Origin of the sequence: Corynebacterium sp. KPL2838, assembly GCF_040225455.1 — a bacterium.
GTDB lineage: Bacteria > Actinomycetota > Actinomycetes > Mycobacteriales > Mycobacteriaceae > Corynebacterium > Corynebacterium rhinophilum.
On record NZ_JBEHFT010000042.1, the window covers coordinates 1 to 14,446 of the forward strand.

The 14,446-nt window shown below is 57.5% G+C and carries 12 protein-coding genes and 1 tRNA gene; 7 read left to right on the plus strand and 6 right to left on the minus strand.

The window, feature by feature from the left end; genetic code table 11:
- Positions 1-34: 34 nt before the first annotated feature.
- Positions 35-568, minus strand: a complete 534-nt coding sequence (locus ABRP98_RS10445; RefSeq protein ID WP_349859127.1) for a hypothetical protein — start codon at positions 566-568, stop codon at positions 35-37.
- Positions 569-700: 132 nt separating this feature from the next.
- On the opposite strand from ABRP98_RS10445, the gene ABRP98_RS10450 reads away from it, so the two are divergent.
- On the plus strand, positions 701-1,756 hold the full coding sequence (locus ABRP98_RS10450; RefSeq protein WP_349859129.1) for a trimeric intracellular cation channel family protein: 1,056 nt from the start codon (positions 701-703) through the stop codon (positions 1,754-1,756).
- Between the two features lie 106 nt (positions 1,757-1,862).
- Positions 1,863-3,461, plus strand: a complete 1,599-nt coding sequence (locus ABRP98_RS10455) for a mechanosensitive ion channel family protein (RefSeq protein WP_349859130.1) — start codon at positions 1,863-1,865, stop codon at positions 3,459-3,461.
- Between the two features lie 3 nt (positions 3,462-3,464).
- Here the strand turns inward: ABRP98_RS10455 and ABRP98_RS10460 are convergent, their stop codons facing one another.
- The gene (locus tag ABRP98_RS10460; protein WP_349859131.1) at positions 3,465-4,079 is read right to left on the minus strand and encodes a hypothetical protein; all 615 of its coding nucleotides are present in this window, start codon (positions 4,077-4,079) and stop codon (positions 3,465-3,467) included.
- 128 nt (positions 4,080-4,207) lie between these two features.
- Here ABRP98_RS10460 and ABRP98_RS10465 point away from each other — a divergent pair, with 128 nt between their 5' ends.
- Positions 4,208-5,296 carry an alkene reductase gene (locus ABRP98_RS10465; protein ID WP_349859132.1) on the plus strand — a complete coding sequence of 363 codons (1,089 nt, stop codon included), beginning with the start codon at positions 4,208-4,210 and terminating at the stop codon, positions 5,294-5,296.
- A gap of 124 nt (positions 5,297-5,420) precedes the next feature.
- On the opposite strand, the gene ABRP98_RS10470 is transcribed toward ABRP98_RS10465, so the two are convergent.
- A complete protein-coding gene (locus tag ABRP98_RS10470) occupies positions 5,421-7,121 on the minus strand; it encodes an alkaline phosphatase D family protein (RefSeq protein WP_349859133.1) in 1,701 nt (566 codons plus the stop codon).
- A 145-nt stretch (positions 7,122-7,266) separates the two neighbouring features.
- On the opposite strand from ABRP98_RS10470, the gene ABRP98_RS10475 reads away from it, so the two are divergent.
- Together ABRP98_RS10475 and ABRP98_RS10480 are read left to right on the plus strand one after the other, a co-directional pair.
- Complete coding sequence (locus tag ABRP98_RS10475) at positions 7,267-8,061, plus strand: serine hydrolase domain-containing protein (RefSeq protein WP_284850119.1); 795 nt, start codon at positions 7,267-7,269, stop codon at positions 8,059-8,061.
- An 819-nt stretch (positions 8,062-8,880) separates the two neighbouring features.
- On the plus strand, positions 8,881-9,297 hold the full coding sequence (locus tag ABRP98_RS10480) for a hypothetical protein (protein ID WP_284769450.1): 417 nt from the start codon (positions 8,881-8,883) through the stop codon (positions 9,295-9,297).
- A 76-nt stretch (positions 9,298-9,373) separates the two neighbouring features.
- Here ABRP98_RS10480 and ABRP98_RS10485 read toward each other — a convergent pair whose 3' ends face one another.
- The 3 genes from ABRP98_RS10485 to aceE form a co-directional block, all read right to left on the minus strand.
- The gene (locus tag ABRP98_RS10485; RefSeq protein WP_284769451.1) at positions 9,374-10,162 is read right to left on the minus strand and encodes an HAD-IIA family hydrolase; all 789 of its coding nucleotides are present in this window, start codon (positions 10,160-10,162) and stop codon (positions 9,374-9,376) included.
- Positions 10,159-10,458, minus strand: a complete 300-nt coding sequence (locus ABRP98_RS10490; protein ID WP_349859135.1) for an acyl carrier protein — start codon at positions 10,456-10,458, stop codon at positions 10,159-10,161. Before ABRP98_RS10490 ends, ABRP98_RS10485 begins: the two co-directional genes overlap by 4 nt.
- Positions 10,459-10,613: 155 nt before the next feature.
- Entirely contained in the window at positions 10,614-13,358 is a 2,745-nt protein-coding gene (gene aceE / locus ABRP98_RS10495) for a pyruvate dehydrogenase (acetyl-transferring), homodimeric type (protein WP_349859137.1), read from the minus strand.
- Positions 13,359-13,716: 358 nt separating this feature from the next.
- Here aceE and ABRP98_RS10500 point away from each other — a divergent pair, with 358 nt between their 5' ends.
- Both ABRP98_RS10500 and ABRP98_RS10505 read left to right on the plus strand, forming a co-directional pair.
- Positions 13,717-14,115 carry a DUF3052 domain-containing protein gene (locus ABRP98_RS10500; protein ID WP_237791675.1) on the plus strand — a complete coding sequence of 133 codons (399 nt, stop codon included), beginning with the start codon at positions 13,717-13,719 and terminating at the stop codon, positions 14,113-14,115.
- Between the two features lie 67 nt (positions 14,116-14,182).
- Positions 14,183-14,258 (plus strand) — tRNA-Val (locus tag ABRP98_RS10505).
- The last annotated feature ends 188 nt before the right edge of the window (positions 14,259-14,446 follow it).

A 14,446-nucleotide genomic window follows, 5' to 3' on the forward strand; every position in this document is an offset into this window, starting at 1 on the left:
GTGAAATAATCCTAATACCAGCACGCCAGACCGGCTAAACATATAACTTCACCAACACATCCTGTCGTTTAGGCCGCTCGATGCGGGTGCCGATATTTGCGTCGTCTGGGTTTCTGTAATGGACGGATTTTTGATTCGTGGCCATGATGCAGTGGAGATCGTAGCTCTCGCCAGAGTTTGGGTCCTTCACAGTAATATCGCGTTGCCAGGCTGCAGTAACGGTCGGATCGGGGGTTTCGAGCCTGTATGTGGCATCCATTGCATGCTTATAAATGTCCAGGGCAAAGGCGCAATCGGTGGCGTCGTCGGCGATGATTTGTGCGTAATTGCGGATGCCACAAATACCGCCTACCTGCGCAGCGAGCGCGGAGTCATCGTCTTCCTCTGCTTTCTGAAGCTTGGAAGGTGCGGCAGGCGCGGAAGAAGCGGAAGCCGTGGAATCAGTATTGGTGTCGGCATCGGCAAACGTACCGCTGTCTGAACTGGTGCTGTGCGGGGTGGTATCGGTGAAGCTGGGCTCGTCGTCTGCGGGGGCGGACGAGCAGCTAACCAGCAGGAGCGCCGGCAAGAGCGCGAGAATCTCTTTTATGCGGAATGTAGGGCATAGATAGAAGGGGCATGGGAACAGGAAAGTGCAGCACCGCAGTGCGTGTGGGTAGGCGAATTGCGCGCGGGTAAGCAGTGCAGTCTAATGAACGGCATGACAGAAGTAGATCCGCTCATTGAATCCCTCTATCGCTGGTCCGATGTCAGCGGTGTATTGCTGATGGGAATTATCGGCGGCACCATTGCGCGCAAACGCGGATACGACATCATTGGGTTTTTCTTTATTGCGATGTTTTCTTCCTTGGGAGGGGGCATGGTGCGCGATGTGCTTATCAATCGCGGCACAGTGGCGGCGATGAGCGAACCGGAGTACCTGTACTTGGCGTTCACAGGCGCATTGATTGCGCGCTTTGTCTACTTCAAGGGCAAGACCTGGGATTATATCCAGGCGCATGGTGATGCCGTCGTTTCTGGCCTGTGGGCCGGCACCGGTGCGGTTAAGGCCATTACCTATGGGCTGCCGCCGATTCCGTGCATCATGATGGGCGTCTTTACCGCTACCGGCGGTTCCATGATTCGCGATATCGCCATGGGGCGCGAGCCTGCCGTCTTTGGCGATAATCAGCCTACGGTGATTCCCGCCATCGCCTGTGCGGTGATCGTGCTGCTGGGAAACCACTTCGATATGTTGGCCGTTGGCATGATCGTGGGGCCGCTGGTTTCCATTTTCTTGGCATTGCTGGGCATTTGGGCCGGTTGGCGAGTGCCCGCGAACCAGGATTGGGCACCGATTAATGACACTGCTGCACAGGTCAAGGTGCTGGCGAAGAAGGCTGAAAACAAAAGCAGGGCGGTCGGGCGCAGGCTGGAGCCGCACCGCGTGCGCTCTTGGCGCCACCGGCAGATGGAAGAGGCGCTGCAGCGGCGCATCGAAAAGGAAGTTCGTTCCGGCAAGCGCCGCCAAGATGCGGCGGAGGAAGCCAGCGAATTTTTGCAGTCCTTCGAATCGGACGTCGATCAGTTCAGTGCGGCGCCAGCAGAGTCCGAGGATATGGACTTTGGCGTAGACTTTAGCGGCGATTCCTATGAGGCGGAGGAGCAGGTCTCCAGCGAGGAATCGCAGCGGCTGCTCGATACGATTCTGGAAGATGACAAACTTACCGATGAATTGATTGACCGCCTGATGGACCGCTACCAATCGCGCGACTAGTTTTCTAGGCGGCTGCTTGCCGATGCCCCTAAATTAAACACCTGAGTCCGGATTCCTGGCAGAAAACTGGCATCAATTTCTCAGCTAGGTGCCATATCCTTGAATCATGAACTTGAGGTATTACTTTTTTGAGCTGTGGGGCCTCATCGTTGACCACGGCTTGCCGCTCATCGCATTCGTGATTATCGGCATTCTTTTGCCCCGCATGGGCCGCTTAGCCATCCGGATTATCGAACATAATTTGGATGAGCAAGAAGAATCCACGAAGGCGCGGCTGGCGCTGACTGGAGCATTGGTTTACATCGTCCAGGCGGTTGCGTACTTTCTATTGGTCGCAGCCGCGCTAACTAATCTCGGCGTTCCGGCACTGGGAGCTGCGGTGCCTGCGACGATAGTTTCTGCCGCTGTTGGTTTTGGTGCCCAGTCCGTGATTTCGGATTTTCTGTCCGGGTTTTTCATCCTCACGGAAAAGCAATTTGGCGTGGGCGACTACGTCTCCTTTGCTGGCATTCCCGGAGTAGAAGGCGATGTGGTGACGCTGACCCTGCGCACTACGAAAGTGCGCACCCCAACCGGTGAGCTGGTGACTATCCCTAATAGCTCCGCAGGCGTGGTAACCAACTATTCCAAGGAATGGTCCCGCGCGGTGGTCAATATCAACGTCCCAGTGCACGAGGGCGAATCCTTGCCGGAAATTACCAGCCGCGTGAAAGAGATTTCGGAGCATGCTATTGAAGCCCCTGAGATCTCTGTCGATGTCGCTGGCGAGCTCACGGTCCTTCCCGCTACGCAATTGGTCAGCCCGCAGGTTGCTGGCCAGCCGTGGCAGGTGGGTTACCGCATCATGGTGACGGTTAATCCGGCCCGCCAATGGTCCGTGGAGCGGGCCATCCGCTCGGCGCTGCTCTCGGAATTCTGGGATCACTACGGTACCGCTATTGATTTCGATGAGTTGCAGGAGCAGAAAAACAAGAAACCGGCGACCCCAAAGGACGCCGCGGCGCAATCGGCTAAAGACGCCTTGGATGCCGGGGAAGGCTCCCGCCCCGATACGCCAGTAGATGACCCCACGGCGGAAGAGGAACTGGTCCCAGAAGAAGTCGAACTTGCAGAGACCAAGGTCGATGAACAAGCAGTCACGACCGAAGCGGGCGAAGATGCCGCAGAAGGCGACGAGGAATCGCGCCGAAAGATCTGGCGCACGATTCAGACCAGTACCCAATTCCAAAAGATTGCCACCATCGGCGGACGCGTGCGCGCCTCCACTACCAGCCTCGTGGCGGCCCTTCTCGTCGTTGGCCTGCTCATCCTCGCGGCAAGCAACCCCGAGGAAGGGGAAGCCGGCTGGTTATCGCCAGATTATTGGAAGAATCGGGATACACAATCTTCTTCCGAGCAACCAACGGAATCTGGGGAGAATGTGCCTTCGGAAGACCCTCTTACTACCGGCACCCCAACTGAACCGACGGATGCTGAGTCAACACCGACGACCACCAATACACCGACCGTTCCTAGCTACCCCAGCCAGGACCCCGATTCGACTCCTAATTCTGGGGACGGGCACGGCAGCGGTCAGGATGGGCCCGCTGGTTCAAACGGCGATGCTGGCGATGGCCAGGGGAATGGAAATGGAGACTCCGGCGCAGACGGAAATAGCGGGGCGGCGAATAGCCAGCAGACCGCGATTCCTTCGGAACCCCATTAGATACTACTGAGGACCGCCGGTTACCTCGAGGCGGTCAGTCCAGAAGCGATCGGGTTCCTCGGCGTGGTATATGGCACTTAAGCTATTGTCTCCGTCTTTCCCACAGCTGAGCCCGCGGCGATCTGATCCAATGGAACAGCGAAGATTATAGGTCTTACCGGTGGTAGGGCTGGCGACGGAAATTTCGGTGCTATACGCGCCGTTGGCTTTCGGATCGCGCCGCTGGAATGTATAAGTGTGCCTCAGCGCTTCATCAAAAATGGGGTCGGTAAATTCACAGGATGTATGTTCGCCTGCATGGATGGTGTCTCCCTGGTTGGTATATCCGCAATCGCCGCCAATTTTCCCAGTGTAAAGCGTGTGACTTCCAGCTGGGGGAGTGTCGTCATCCGTGTCGGCATCGCCATGCTCGGCGCCGTTTTCAGTGCCCTTTTCTTCGGTGGAGTCTTGAGTCTTCTCAACGGTTTCCGTCACTGTAGTAGGGGCCGTGGAAGCCTCGCTGGGCGCAAAGGAAGGTTCTGCTTCGGCAGAAGCCGATTCATCGGAGGTACTGCAGGCGCTCAGCATGGTAAGGGACAAGACGGCTAGTGCTAGGGAAGTATGGCGTTTCATCATCATAAAAGCGAGTAGGGATCGACAGGGTGGGTGGTGAAAAACTTAGCACTCAACCTGGCGTCTAGCTAGGGACTTATAGGTAATGGGGAAAAGGGTGGAACAAATTTAAACCGTGGGCTGTTTCAGTAGACATGACATCATTATTTACACCTTTGGAACTTGGCCGTTATACGTTGAATAACCGCGTGACCATGGCGCCGCTGACTCGTCAGCGTGCAGGCCACAGCGGAGTGCCCAGCGAGCTACACAAAAAGTACTATTCCCAGCGCGCAAGCGCCGGGCTCGTGGTGACGGAGGGAACCTTTCCCGCATGGACCAACCGCGCGTTTCCGGGTCAGGCGGGCATCGTCGATGATGAGCAGGCGGCCGGTTGGCGCGAGGTAGCCAACGAGGTGCACGAAGAAGGCGGCGTCCTGTTCATGCAGATCATGCATGGCGGCCGCACCAGCCACCCGGATCTCATTGATGGTGCCCAGGCAGAGGCCCCCAGCGCACTGGATTGGGACGGCCAGGTTCGCGGCTTTGCCGGCAAGATGGACGCACCGGCACCGCGAGCACTAGAAGCCGATGAGCTCCCACGCATCGTTGAGGAATTTCGCGCCGCCGCACGCCGGGCCGTCGACGCGGGCGTCGACGGTGTGGAGATCCACAATGCTAATGGATACCTGCTGCATGAATTCATGGCACCGTCTGCCAACCAGCGCGACGATGAATTTGGTGGCAGCCCCGAAAACCGGTGGCGCCTGCCAGAGATGGTGATCCGTGCTGTCGTGGATGAAATCGGTGCCGACCGCGTAGGTGTGCGCTTTTCTCCAGCCCACGTTGTGCAAGGCATTGTTGAAGACGATGAGGCAGATATACTGGCCACCTACGGCGGCCTGCTGGACGCCATCGCCTCATTGAACCTGGCTTATGTCTCCTTCTTGCACGCGGAGCCGGAAGGCGAACTCATCTCGGCCTTGGCAAAGAAGGCTCGTGCCAATGGCGAGACCAAGGTCTTGATGAATGATGGTTTCGGTACTGTCACCACTAAGGAAGATGCCGAGCGCGAGCTGGAATTGGACCACGTGGATGCCGTTGTCGTGGGTCGACAGCTCATTGCTAATCCGGACTTGGTACGCCGGTGGGAAGAAGGTCTGGCCCTTAATGAGCCAGATCAGGCCACGTTCTACGTCGGCGGCGAGCGCGGCTACATTGATTATGAAACTGCCGCGGACTAACCCGTAGTCCGCGGCAGGTAGGGGGGAGAGCGCGAGTGATAGAGAGTGAAATATCCCAGAGAGGATCTTTCACTCTCTATATCGAACGTGCACCCAGCGAGCGTTAACAACTGCCCGCTAATAATTAAGAATTGAATCCCTGATCCGGGCGCCATGTCAGCGTGACGGCTTCGTTTACTGGTGCGGCGGGATTGAGGAGATCCTCAACGCGCAGCCAGTGCATTTCCGCAGAATCTGGGCGGATGGTGACGTAGCTATATCCGTGGTGATCGAGGTTTACGTGGCGTGTATGAGGGTTTGCCTCCAAAAGGAACCTCTCTGCCAACTTGGAAAGCTCGTTGTCCTCGGGTAAGTGAAGCTGTTCGTTGACATTGGGCGCGGAGACAGATGAGCACACCATTTCGGCCCCGAAGATGTGCCCATCCTTGCTGATATTATGCGCCCATTCGGAGTGGATATCGCCGGTAACAAAGAGGGCGTGGGAGTCGTGCTTCGCAAGGGTATCGATAAGCATCCGGCGTTCTGCCGAGTATCCATCCCATTGGTCGCCATTGACGGGAATGCCGGTGATATTGGATGACAGTGAGGATGATACGGGTGCTAGCTTGTCGTCGCGCTGCAGGGTAGCCAGGTTCATGGGGGAGAACATGACGGAGTTGCCCAGCATATTCCACGCGGCGGCGGAGGTATCGATCTTGTTGACCAGCCAGTCGTACTGCTCCGAACCGAGCATGCTTCGCCCCTCCGAGGCCATCCTGGCAGGTCCAAAGAGTATCTGTTTATCGCGGTACGTGCGCAGATCCATCATGGTCAGTTCCACGAGATCGCCAAAGGTCAAGCACCGGTAGAGATGGCCATCATTGGAAGGATTGCTTGCCCGTACCGGCATCCATTCAAAGTAGGCCTGCATCGCGGCGTTGCGGCGATCGATCCACGCGCCTTCTTTCCCCTCTGTGTGGTTATGGGCGCCGTCCCTCCAAGAATTATCTGCGGTTTCGTGGTCATCCCAGACCGCGATCCACGGCAGGGCAGCATGCGCCGCTTGGAGATTTTCATCGGTGCGGTAGCGGCCAAGGCGCGTGCGATAATCTTCCAGCGTCGTAATCTCATGCGCTGGGTGGTGCAGGCGCACTGGACCGAAACCGGCGTACTCGCGCTGTGGGTATTCGTAAATATAGTCTCCTAGAAAGACCATATAATCTAGTTGCCCGGCTCGTCCGCGCTTTGCGATATCACCATAGGCTTGAAAGAAACCGGACTCCCAGTTGGCACAGCTGGCCACACCAAAGGTTAGCTCCTCTGGGGATGCCGTAACCGCCGGTGCGGTTTTGGTGCGACCTACGGGGGAGATTTTATCTTGGGCATGAAAGCGGAAGTAATACACGCTTTCTGGTTCGAGGCCGTGAGGATCCACGTGGACGGTGTGATCCTGTGCAGGATCGGTGGTGACTTCGCCGTGCTTGACGATGTCCCTAAACTCCTCATCCCGCGCAATTTCCCATTCCACGGTGGTAGGCGCGCCCGCACCGGAGCCAGGCATCGCATCTGCATCTGGTGTCACGCGTGTCCACAAAACAACGGAATCTGGAATAGGATCTCCGGAGGCTACGCCGTGCAGGAAGGGGCGTTCACCGAGCGTGGGCTCTACCATGTGTGGTTCTGGGCGCGAGGAAAGGCTGCTTTGTGCATGAGCAGTGCTGGCGTTGGCCGTGCTGGCAGTGGTGGTCAGCGCCAGGGCGGCGCCGACGGTGCCGCTGGTTTGGAGGAATTTGCGGCGGTTGACATGAGACATCTCTGATTGCGTGCTGTGGTTTCTGCTAGTCATATTCATAAGGTTTCTTAGATAGAAAGGGCCTGCAACCGCTCAGGCTGCATTACACCAGAAATTCCTTAATCAGTAACCACGGGTTTACCTCCGCACCGATCGGCACACCTTATTCTGAGGCCTAGAGCACAGTAGGCTGGAAGCCATGAGCGAGTTGCAGCAGATAAGTCAATGGCCCGTAGATACCGTGGCTGGAGCGTTGATCCACAGCGGTGAGTCGATAGATACGGTAGGAGATACTTCGCGCCAGTTTCCGGTTGCCTCAGTTACCAAGCTGGTATCGGCGTACGCGGTGATGATGGCAGTGGAAGAAGGTGCGGTGGATTTGAAGCAGCCCGCCGGTCCGGAAGGTTCTACCCTCGAGCATTTGCTCGCGCACGCCTCGGGCGTGAAGTTCGATTCGCGCGAGCAACAAAAACCAGTGGGCGAGCGGCGTATCTATTCTTCTGCCGGTTATGAATGGGCGGCAGAGATCGTAGAAGAAGCCACCGGCATCGAGTTTGCAGAGTACCTGCGCGAAGGCGTGTGCGAGCCGCTTGGAATGTCCTCCACCCGCTTAGAGGGCTCGGCTGGGCACGGCTTGGTTTCTACTGTGGAGGATCTCGCTGCATTTGCTGCCGAGGTCCACGACCCGCAGCTCTTGCACTCCAGCACCGTGGCCGATATGCGCCGCGTTCACTTTGCTGGTTTGCGCGGCATTGTGCCCGGTTACGGGAGCTTTAAGGATTGTACTTGGGGGCTTGGATTTGAGATCCGCGGTGAGAAAGACCACTGGATGGGAGCACTGCCTGCCGATGCCACCGGGCACTTCGGCATGTCCGGAACCTACCTCTGGCTGGCCGGCGACTACGCCATGGTGGCATTAACGGACCGAGATTTTGGCGATTGGGCAAAGCCGCTGTGGAATGAAACCAATACGAAGATCTGGCAGGCGCTATAAGAGGCTTCTTCGCAGTTTTCCTTAATAGGAAAACGGGAAAAGCTCCCCATTCCAGTGGAGTGGGGAGCTTAAAGCTGCTCTATTTAGAACAGGGATTGGCCGACGATCTTCTCTAGGATCATGGCGATTTGGGTGAAGAAGCCGTCAAAGGCGCTCAGAAGATCGAAGCCGAAATCGGACGAAGAATACGTTTCAGGCATGTCAGGCATGGTTGTACCTTTCTGTAGGGGTGCACTCAAACCGGATTGTTTGAATTTATCTCAGTATAGGCAGCGTGGACGGACGATGTCAAACTGTTTCTTAGTTACAAACAAATGTATATCGACTATCCGCTGCGGCTTGCGCGTTTTCTATAAGGCTGGGTGTGGGGGTGGGGTGGGACAGCTAGCTACCCCCGCTGTGGGTTTACGCCCCGGGGCTTTTTGGAGGGCTTCGCTTCTATCGGGATTGGGGCAGTTTTCGGCCGAGGTTTCAGGGGATGAGCGCTATTGGGTAAGCGTTTCTGCTGGTACCTGCCGTGTGAACGGATTCTGTCAGGAAGTCGCTTCGGGGCGAATGGTTTGAGGGGGTGAATCTCTCAAATTTCACTGTTGTAACTTCAATTTCTTTAGTCACTTTAATCACAGTCTGGACTTTGGGTTGAGGTTTAGAACTTGGGGGTTGAAGTGAAAGTTGAGGGTTGTAGAGGGTGGTGTGACGCAGGAAAATTGGGTGCAGACGCAAATGACAGTTCGTTGGGGAAGACGAAGCTCGTCTTGCACTGCGCCGCATGCCATGCGTGTGGTTCGCAGTGGTGATTTGTCGAGGGAGATATCGGCTATGAATACTTGCGTCAATACAGTGCCGGTTGATCAACCGGCCTCCAACTACACGTGGCCCAGCCGCAACGGCGCGGCCGTCGTGGTCACTGGTGTGCTGAAAATTTCTGGGATGCCGCGTGCGCTGCGCCCGGAAGTAGAGCGCGCCATGGATCGGTGCATTCGCACCGAATCGGAGTTCATCGTCCCAGGCGATGACCCGCTGACCGCCCAGTGGTGTACTCGGTGGTACCGCGATGAGATCTCTATGGAGGCACTCGTGCGAGGTGAGGCCATGGGGCCGGAGATTGATTCCGGCATCGGCATTGGCTGCCATCAGGTGCTCACCGGAACCGAGGCGGAGCTTGCCGCGCTCGAGAGTTCGGTGTGCTATCTTGCGCAACGCTATGGTTTTAGCGCCACCGTGCGTTTTAGCTAAAGCGCTCGAGCGAATCGGCTCGAGCGCGGCCATGTGAGCCGAGCCGCACGAGCTAGGTCGCGCGGCGGGGTGCCGTTTAGGATTCCTCGTCGGCGAAAGGATCCATGATCTTATCGGGAATTTCCGCAACAGACTTAAACACGGCGGTGGGGCGATACGGGTAGCGGGAGATCTCGCGGTCATCGGAAATGCCGGAGCGCACCAAAATGGAGCGCATACCGGCCTCTAGGCCCGCCTTGACATCGGTATCCATGCGATCACCAATCATGATGGTGTTTTCAGAGTGTGCGCCGATGTGATTGAGGGCCGAGCGCATCATGACAGGGTTGGGCTTTCCCACGTAGTAGGGCTCCCGGTTGGTAGCGGCGGTGATCAATGCTGCTACCGCGCCAGTTGCTGGGAGCACACCTTCGGGAGCAGGGCCCGTAACGTCCGGGTTGGTGGCGATGAAGCGGGCGCCATTGCGGATGAGGTTGATAGCGGTGGTAATTGCCTCAAAGGAGTAGGTGCGGGTTTCACCAAGGACCACGAAATCGGCGTCATCGTTGGTGAGGATCCAACCGGCCTCGTGCAGTGCGGTGGTCAGGCCGGATTCTCCTACGACGTAGGCCTTGCTGGAGCTGGCCTGGGTGGCCAAGAAGTTTGCCGTTGCCGTGGCGGAGGTCCAGATGCGCTCGGCCGGAATATCCAGTCCGGTATTGCGCAGACGCGCCGCCAGGTCGCGCGGGGTGGACATGGAGTTATTAGTGAGCACCATGTACTCAATATCGTTATCTTTCAGCGCCTGAATGAATTTATCGGCGCCGGGGATCATTTCCCCTTCCTTGATGAGTACGCCGTCCATATCGGATAGGTAAGAAATCATTGGTGGTCCTCCAAATAGTCAGCGATATCGCCGATGGTCTCGCAGTTAAGCATTGTTTCCTCAGTAAGTCGCACCTTAAAGAGCTCTTCTGCACGCACGGTGAGCTCTATAAGCTCTAGGGATTCAACGCCAGCATCAGAAAGCGCGGTGTCTTTGCCAAGTTCGGCCTCGGTATCGGTGACTTTGACGATGAGGGCGATGAGCTCGCCCAGCGTATCCCGATCTGGGTGTTGGTCCTTATCTGGGTCAGAACCCTGAAACTTTGCCTGCAATTGGGCACTGAGGTCATTTGCCATAATGACCAGTGTAGTAGCGATTGGTGCGTGGCATAGGAGAAATAGGCTCACGCGGTACTGGTTAGGGGGGAATGGGGCGAAAAATAATTCAGGCGCTTCCAGCAATAAGCCGGAAGCGCCTGAGCTACATCTCCATTGTGGAGGTGCGGGCGATATTACTCGCCGCTATTAGGTGCAGTTGGATCGTCCAACTTCAGCTCGGAGGCCGCCTTTTCTACAACGGAGCGCTCAATCTTGCCGTCGCGGGCAAGGCCATCGAGCACTGCGACGACGATGGATTCCGCGTCGTTATTGAAGAAGCGGCGGGCACCCTCGCGCGTATCGGAGAAGCCGAAGCCGTCTGCGCCCAAGGTGATGTAGGTACCTGGGACGTAGGGGCGGATCTGCTCCTGGAGCTCGGTGGTGAAGTCCGAGACACCCACGAATGGGCCTTCGAAGTCCTTGAGCTGGGAGGTAGCGAATGCCTCGGAGGGCTCTTCGCCCTTGCGCAGCGCTTCCTTATTGCGGCGGGCACCGTCGCGGGCCAGCTCGTTCCAGGAGGTCACGGAGAACAGCGATGCCTTGACATCGTAGTCCTCAGCCAGCATCTTCTGTGCGCGAAGAGCCTCGTGCACGCCGACGCCCGAGGCCAGAATATTGGCCGGGGTGGAGGCGTTCTCGGCGGTATTGAAGTGGTAGATGCCCTTGTGCAGGCCCTCCACATCCAAGTTTTCCGGCTCGGCCGGCTGGTGGACTGGCTCGTTGTACACGGTGAGGTAGTACATGACCGGCTCATTGTCTTCGCCGTACATGCGCTCGATACCGCGCGCTACCAGGTGTGCAACCTCAAAACCGAAGGCCGGGTCATAAGAAATGACCGCAGGGTTGGTGGCTGCCAAGACAGGGGAGTGGCCATCCATGTGCTGCAGGCCCTCACCGGTCAGGGTGGTGCGGCCGGCGGTAGCGCCGATGATGAAGCCGCGGCCCATCTGGTCGCCGGCGGCCCAGAAGGCATCGCCAGTGCGCTGGAAGCCGAACATCGAGTAGAAGATGTACAGCGGGATCATGGCTTCGCCCTGGGTGGCATACGAGGTAGCGGCGGCGGTAAAGGATGCTGCCGCACCGGCCTCAGAAATGCCCTCGTGCATAATTTGGCCATCGGTGGCCTCGCGGTAGGACAACATCAGGTCGTGGTCCACCGGCACGTAGTTCTGGCCGCGCGGGTTCCAGATCTTCATGGTGGGGAACCAGGAGTCCATGCCGAAGGTACGAGCCTCATCCGGGATGATGGGCACGATGCGCTTGCCCAGTTCCTTATTGCGCATGACCTCCTTGAAGGTGCGCACCAAGGCCATGGTGGTAGCGACTTCTTGCTTGCCAGAGCCCTTGCGTACGGAGCGCAGCTTGTCCAAGGAAGGTGCTTCCAATGGGGTGAAGTCCGTGCGACGCTCGGGCAGGAAGCCGCCGAGTTCTTTACGGCGCTCCAGCATGTACTTGATCTCCGGGGAATCCTTGCCCGGGTGGTAGTACGGCGGCAGGTAGGGATCCTTTTCCAGCTCTTCATCGGAGAAGGGGATTTCCTGCTTATCGCGGAAGTTCTTGAGATCCTCCAGCGTCAGCTTCTTCATCTGGTGGGTAGCGTTGCGGCCCTCGAAGTTGTGGCCCAAGCCGTAGCCCTTAATGGTGTGGGCCAAGATGACGGTCGGCTTGCCGGAACCCTTGTTCTCCAGGGCTCGGGCGTACGCTGCGTAGACCTTGCGGTAGTCGTGGCCGCCGCGGCGCAGCGCCCAAATCTCGTCATCGGAGAAGTCTTCTACCAGCTTTGCGGTGCGCTCATCGCGGCCGAAGAAGTGCTCGCGCACATAAGCGCCGTCATTGGCCTTGAAGGTCTGGTAGTCACCATCAGAGGTGGTGTTCATGATGTTGACGAGGGCACCTTCGGTGTCCTTTTCCAGCAGCTTGTCCCAGCCGCGGCCCCAAATGACCTTGATAACGTCCCAGCCGGCGCCGCGGAAGAAGGACTCCAGCTCCTGGATGATCTGGGTATTACCGCGCACTGGACCGTCGAGGCGCTGCAGGTTGCAGTTAATGACGAAGGTGAGGTTATCCAGCTCGTACAGAGCAGCGGTTTGCAGCAGGCCGCGGGATTCTGGTTCGTCCATTTCGCCATCGCCCAAGAAAGCCCAAACGTGCTGCTTGGAGGTGTCCTTGATACCGCGGGTTTCCAGGTACTTATTAAAGCGTGCCTGGTAAATGGCGTTCATCGGGCCAATGCCCATGGACACGGTGGGGAACTCCCAGAACCATGGCATCAGGCGCGGGTGCGGGTAGGAGGGCAGACCCTTGCCTTCACCAAGGGAGACTTCCTGGCGGAAGCCGTCGAGGTCTTCCTCAGAAAGGCGACCTTCCATGTAAGCGCGGGCGTACATGCCCGGGGAGGCATGTCCCTGGAAGAAGACCTGGTCGCCGCCTGAAGGATCGTCCTTACCCTTGAAGAAGTGGTTGAGGCCGACTTCGTACAACGGGGCGGCACCCGCATAGGTGGAGATGTGGCCGCCCACGCCGATGCCGGGGCGCTGCGCGCGGTGCACCATGATGGCAGCGTTCCAGCGGATCCAACGGCGGTAGCGCTTTTCTAGTTCTTCATCGCCAGGAAATTCCGGCTCCATGTTGGTGGGGATGGTGTTGACGAAGTCCGTCGACGTCAACGAGGGAAGCTCCACGCGCTTGGCGGTGGCGCGCTCCAGAAGGCGCAGCATCAGGTAGCGTGCGCGTTCTTGGTCAGAATGGTCCAGCAGACCATCGAGGGAATCCATCCACTCGCGAGTTTCTTCTGGGTCGCTGTCGTGAAGGTACGATGCAACACCATCGCGGATAAGCGGGAAGTTGGAATCGCCCTTGGTGGGGTCCTTCTCGGCCATGTAAACCTCCTAATTAAGGGTCTGCAGAGTTTATCTCCTACGATACGCGTTCCCAGATCGCGAGTGGGAGTCTATCCCGGATAAAACGCCGCGCTTGCCGACGCACCCCCTACTACCTGCGGTTTGCTTCCCTCGCCCGGTGTGCAAACGTAGGTAGTAGGCCCCTAAACGGCGCTAGTTCTCCCACAAAACAGACGTCGGTGTGAGCAGAAAAGGGCCTGCAAATTGGGGGAAAGGGGTGCTATAGCAAGTAAAAGACGCCCTGGGACGTTAAACTACATGTAATAACACACGCCCTTCCCGCCAAGCGCGGGCCCGGCGTGAGCAAGAATTCACCGGATAAGGAAGGAAATGCATAGTGGCTGACGCTGCAGTCAAGCTCGGAATCAAGGAAGGGCAAATCGCTCTAGAGCTTGGTTGGGACGAGGATTGTGACACCGCAATCTCTGAATCTATCGAAGCCGTACTCGGTGAGGATTTCCTCGAAGAGGAAAATGATGAGCTGTGCGATGTAGTCCTTCTTTGGTGGCGCGAGGAAGACGGCGACCTCGTGGACGGCTTGGTGGATGCCATCCGCCCGCTTGCGGATAACGGTTCCGTGTGGTTGCTGACCCCAGGCGCCGGCAAGCCTGGCACCGTTGAGCCTGGTCTCATTTCTGAATCAGCACAGCTGGCCGGCTTGGTACAGACCAAAGCTGAGCGCTTGGGCGAGTGGCAAGGTTCCTGCCTGGTACCGCGCGGTTACACCAAAAAATAGCCTTCACCAGCTGATTTGTGTAGCTTCACAATCCTGCGCTACTGTAACCAACAGCGCAAGGGCGCATGCGGCTTTAGCTCAGCTGGAAGAGCAATTGGTTTACACCCAATAGGTCGGGGGTTCGATCCCCTCAGGCCGCACCACTTTCAAGTCTCGAGACATCGTTCCTAGAACGGTGACTCGAGGCTTTTTTGTTGTGCGAGGGTTTGTTTTCGGGGGAAGGCTGCGCACCTGGCTTATACGGCCTAAACGGCAAAAGGGGATGCGGATATTTTTTAGGACTATTCAGAGTAGCAGCTTGCGTCGGCGTTGATTGATGCTTAATCCGCCG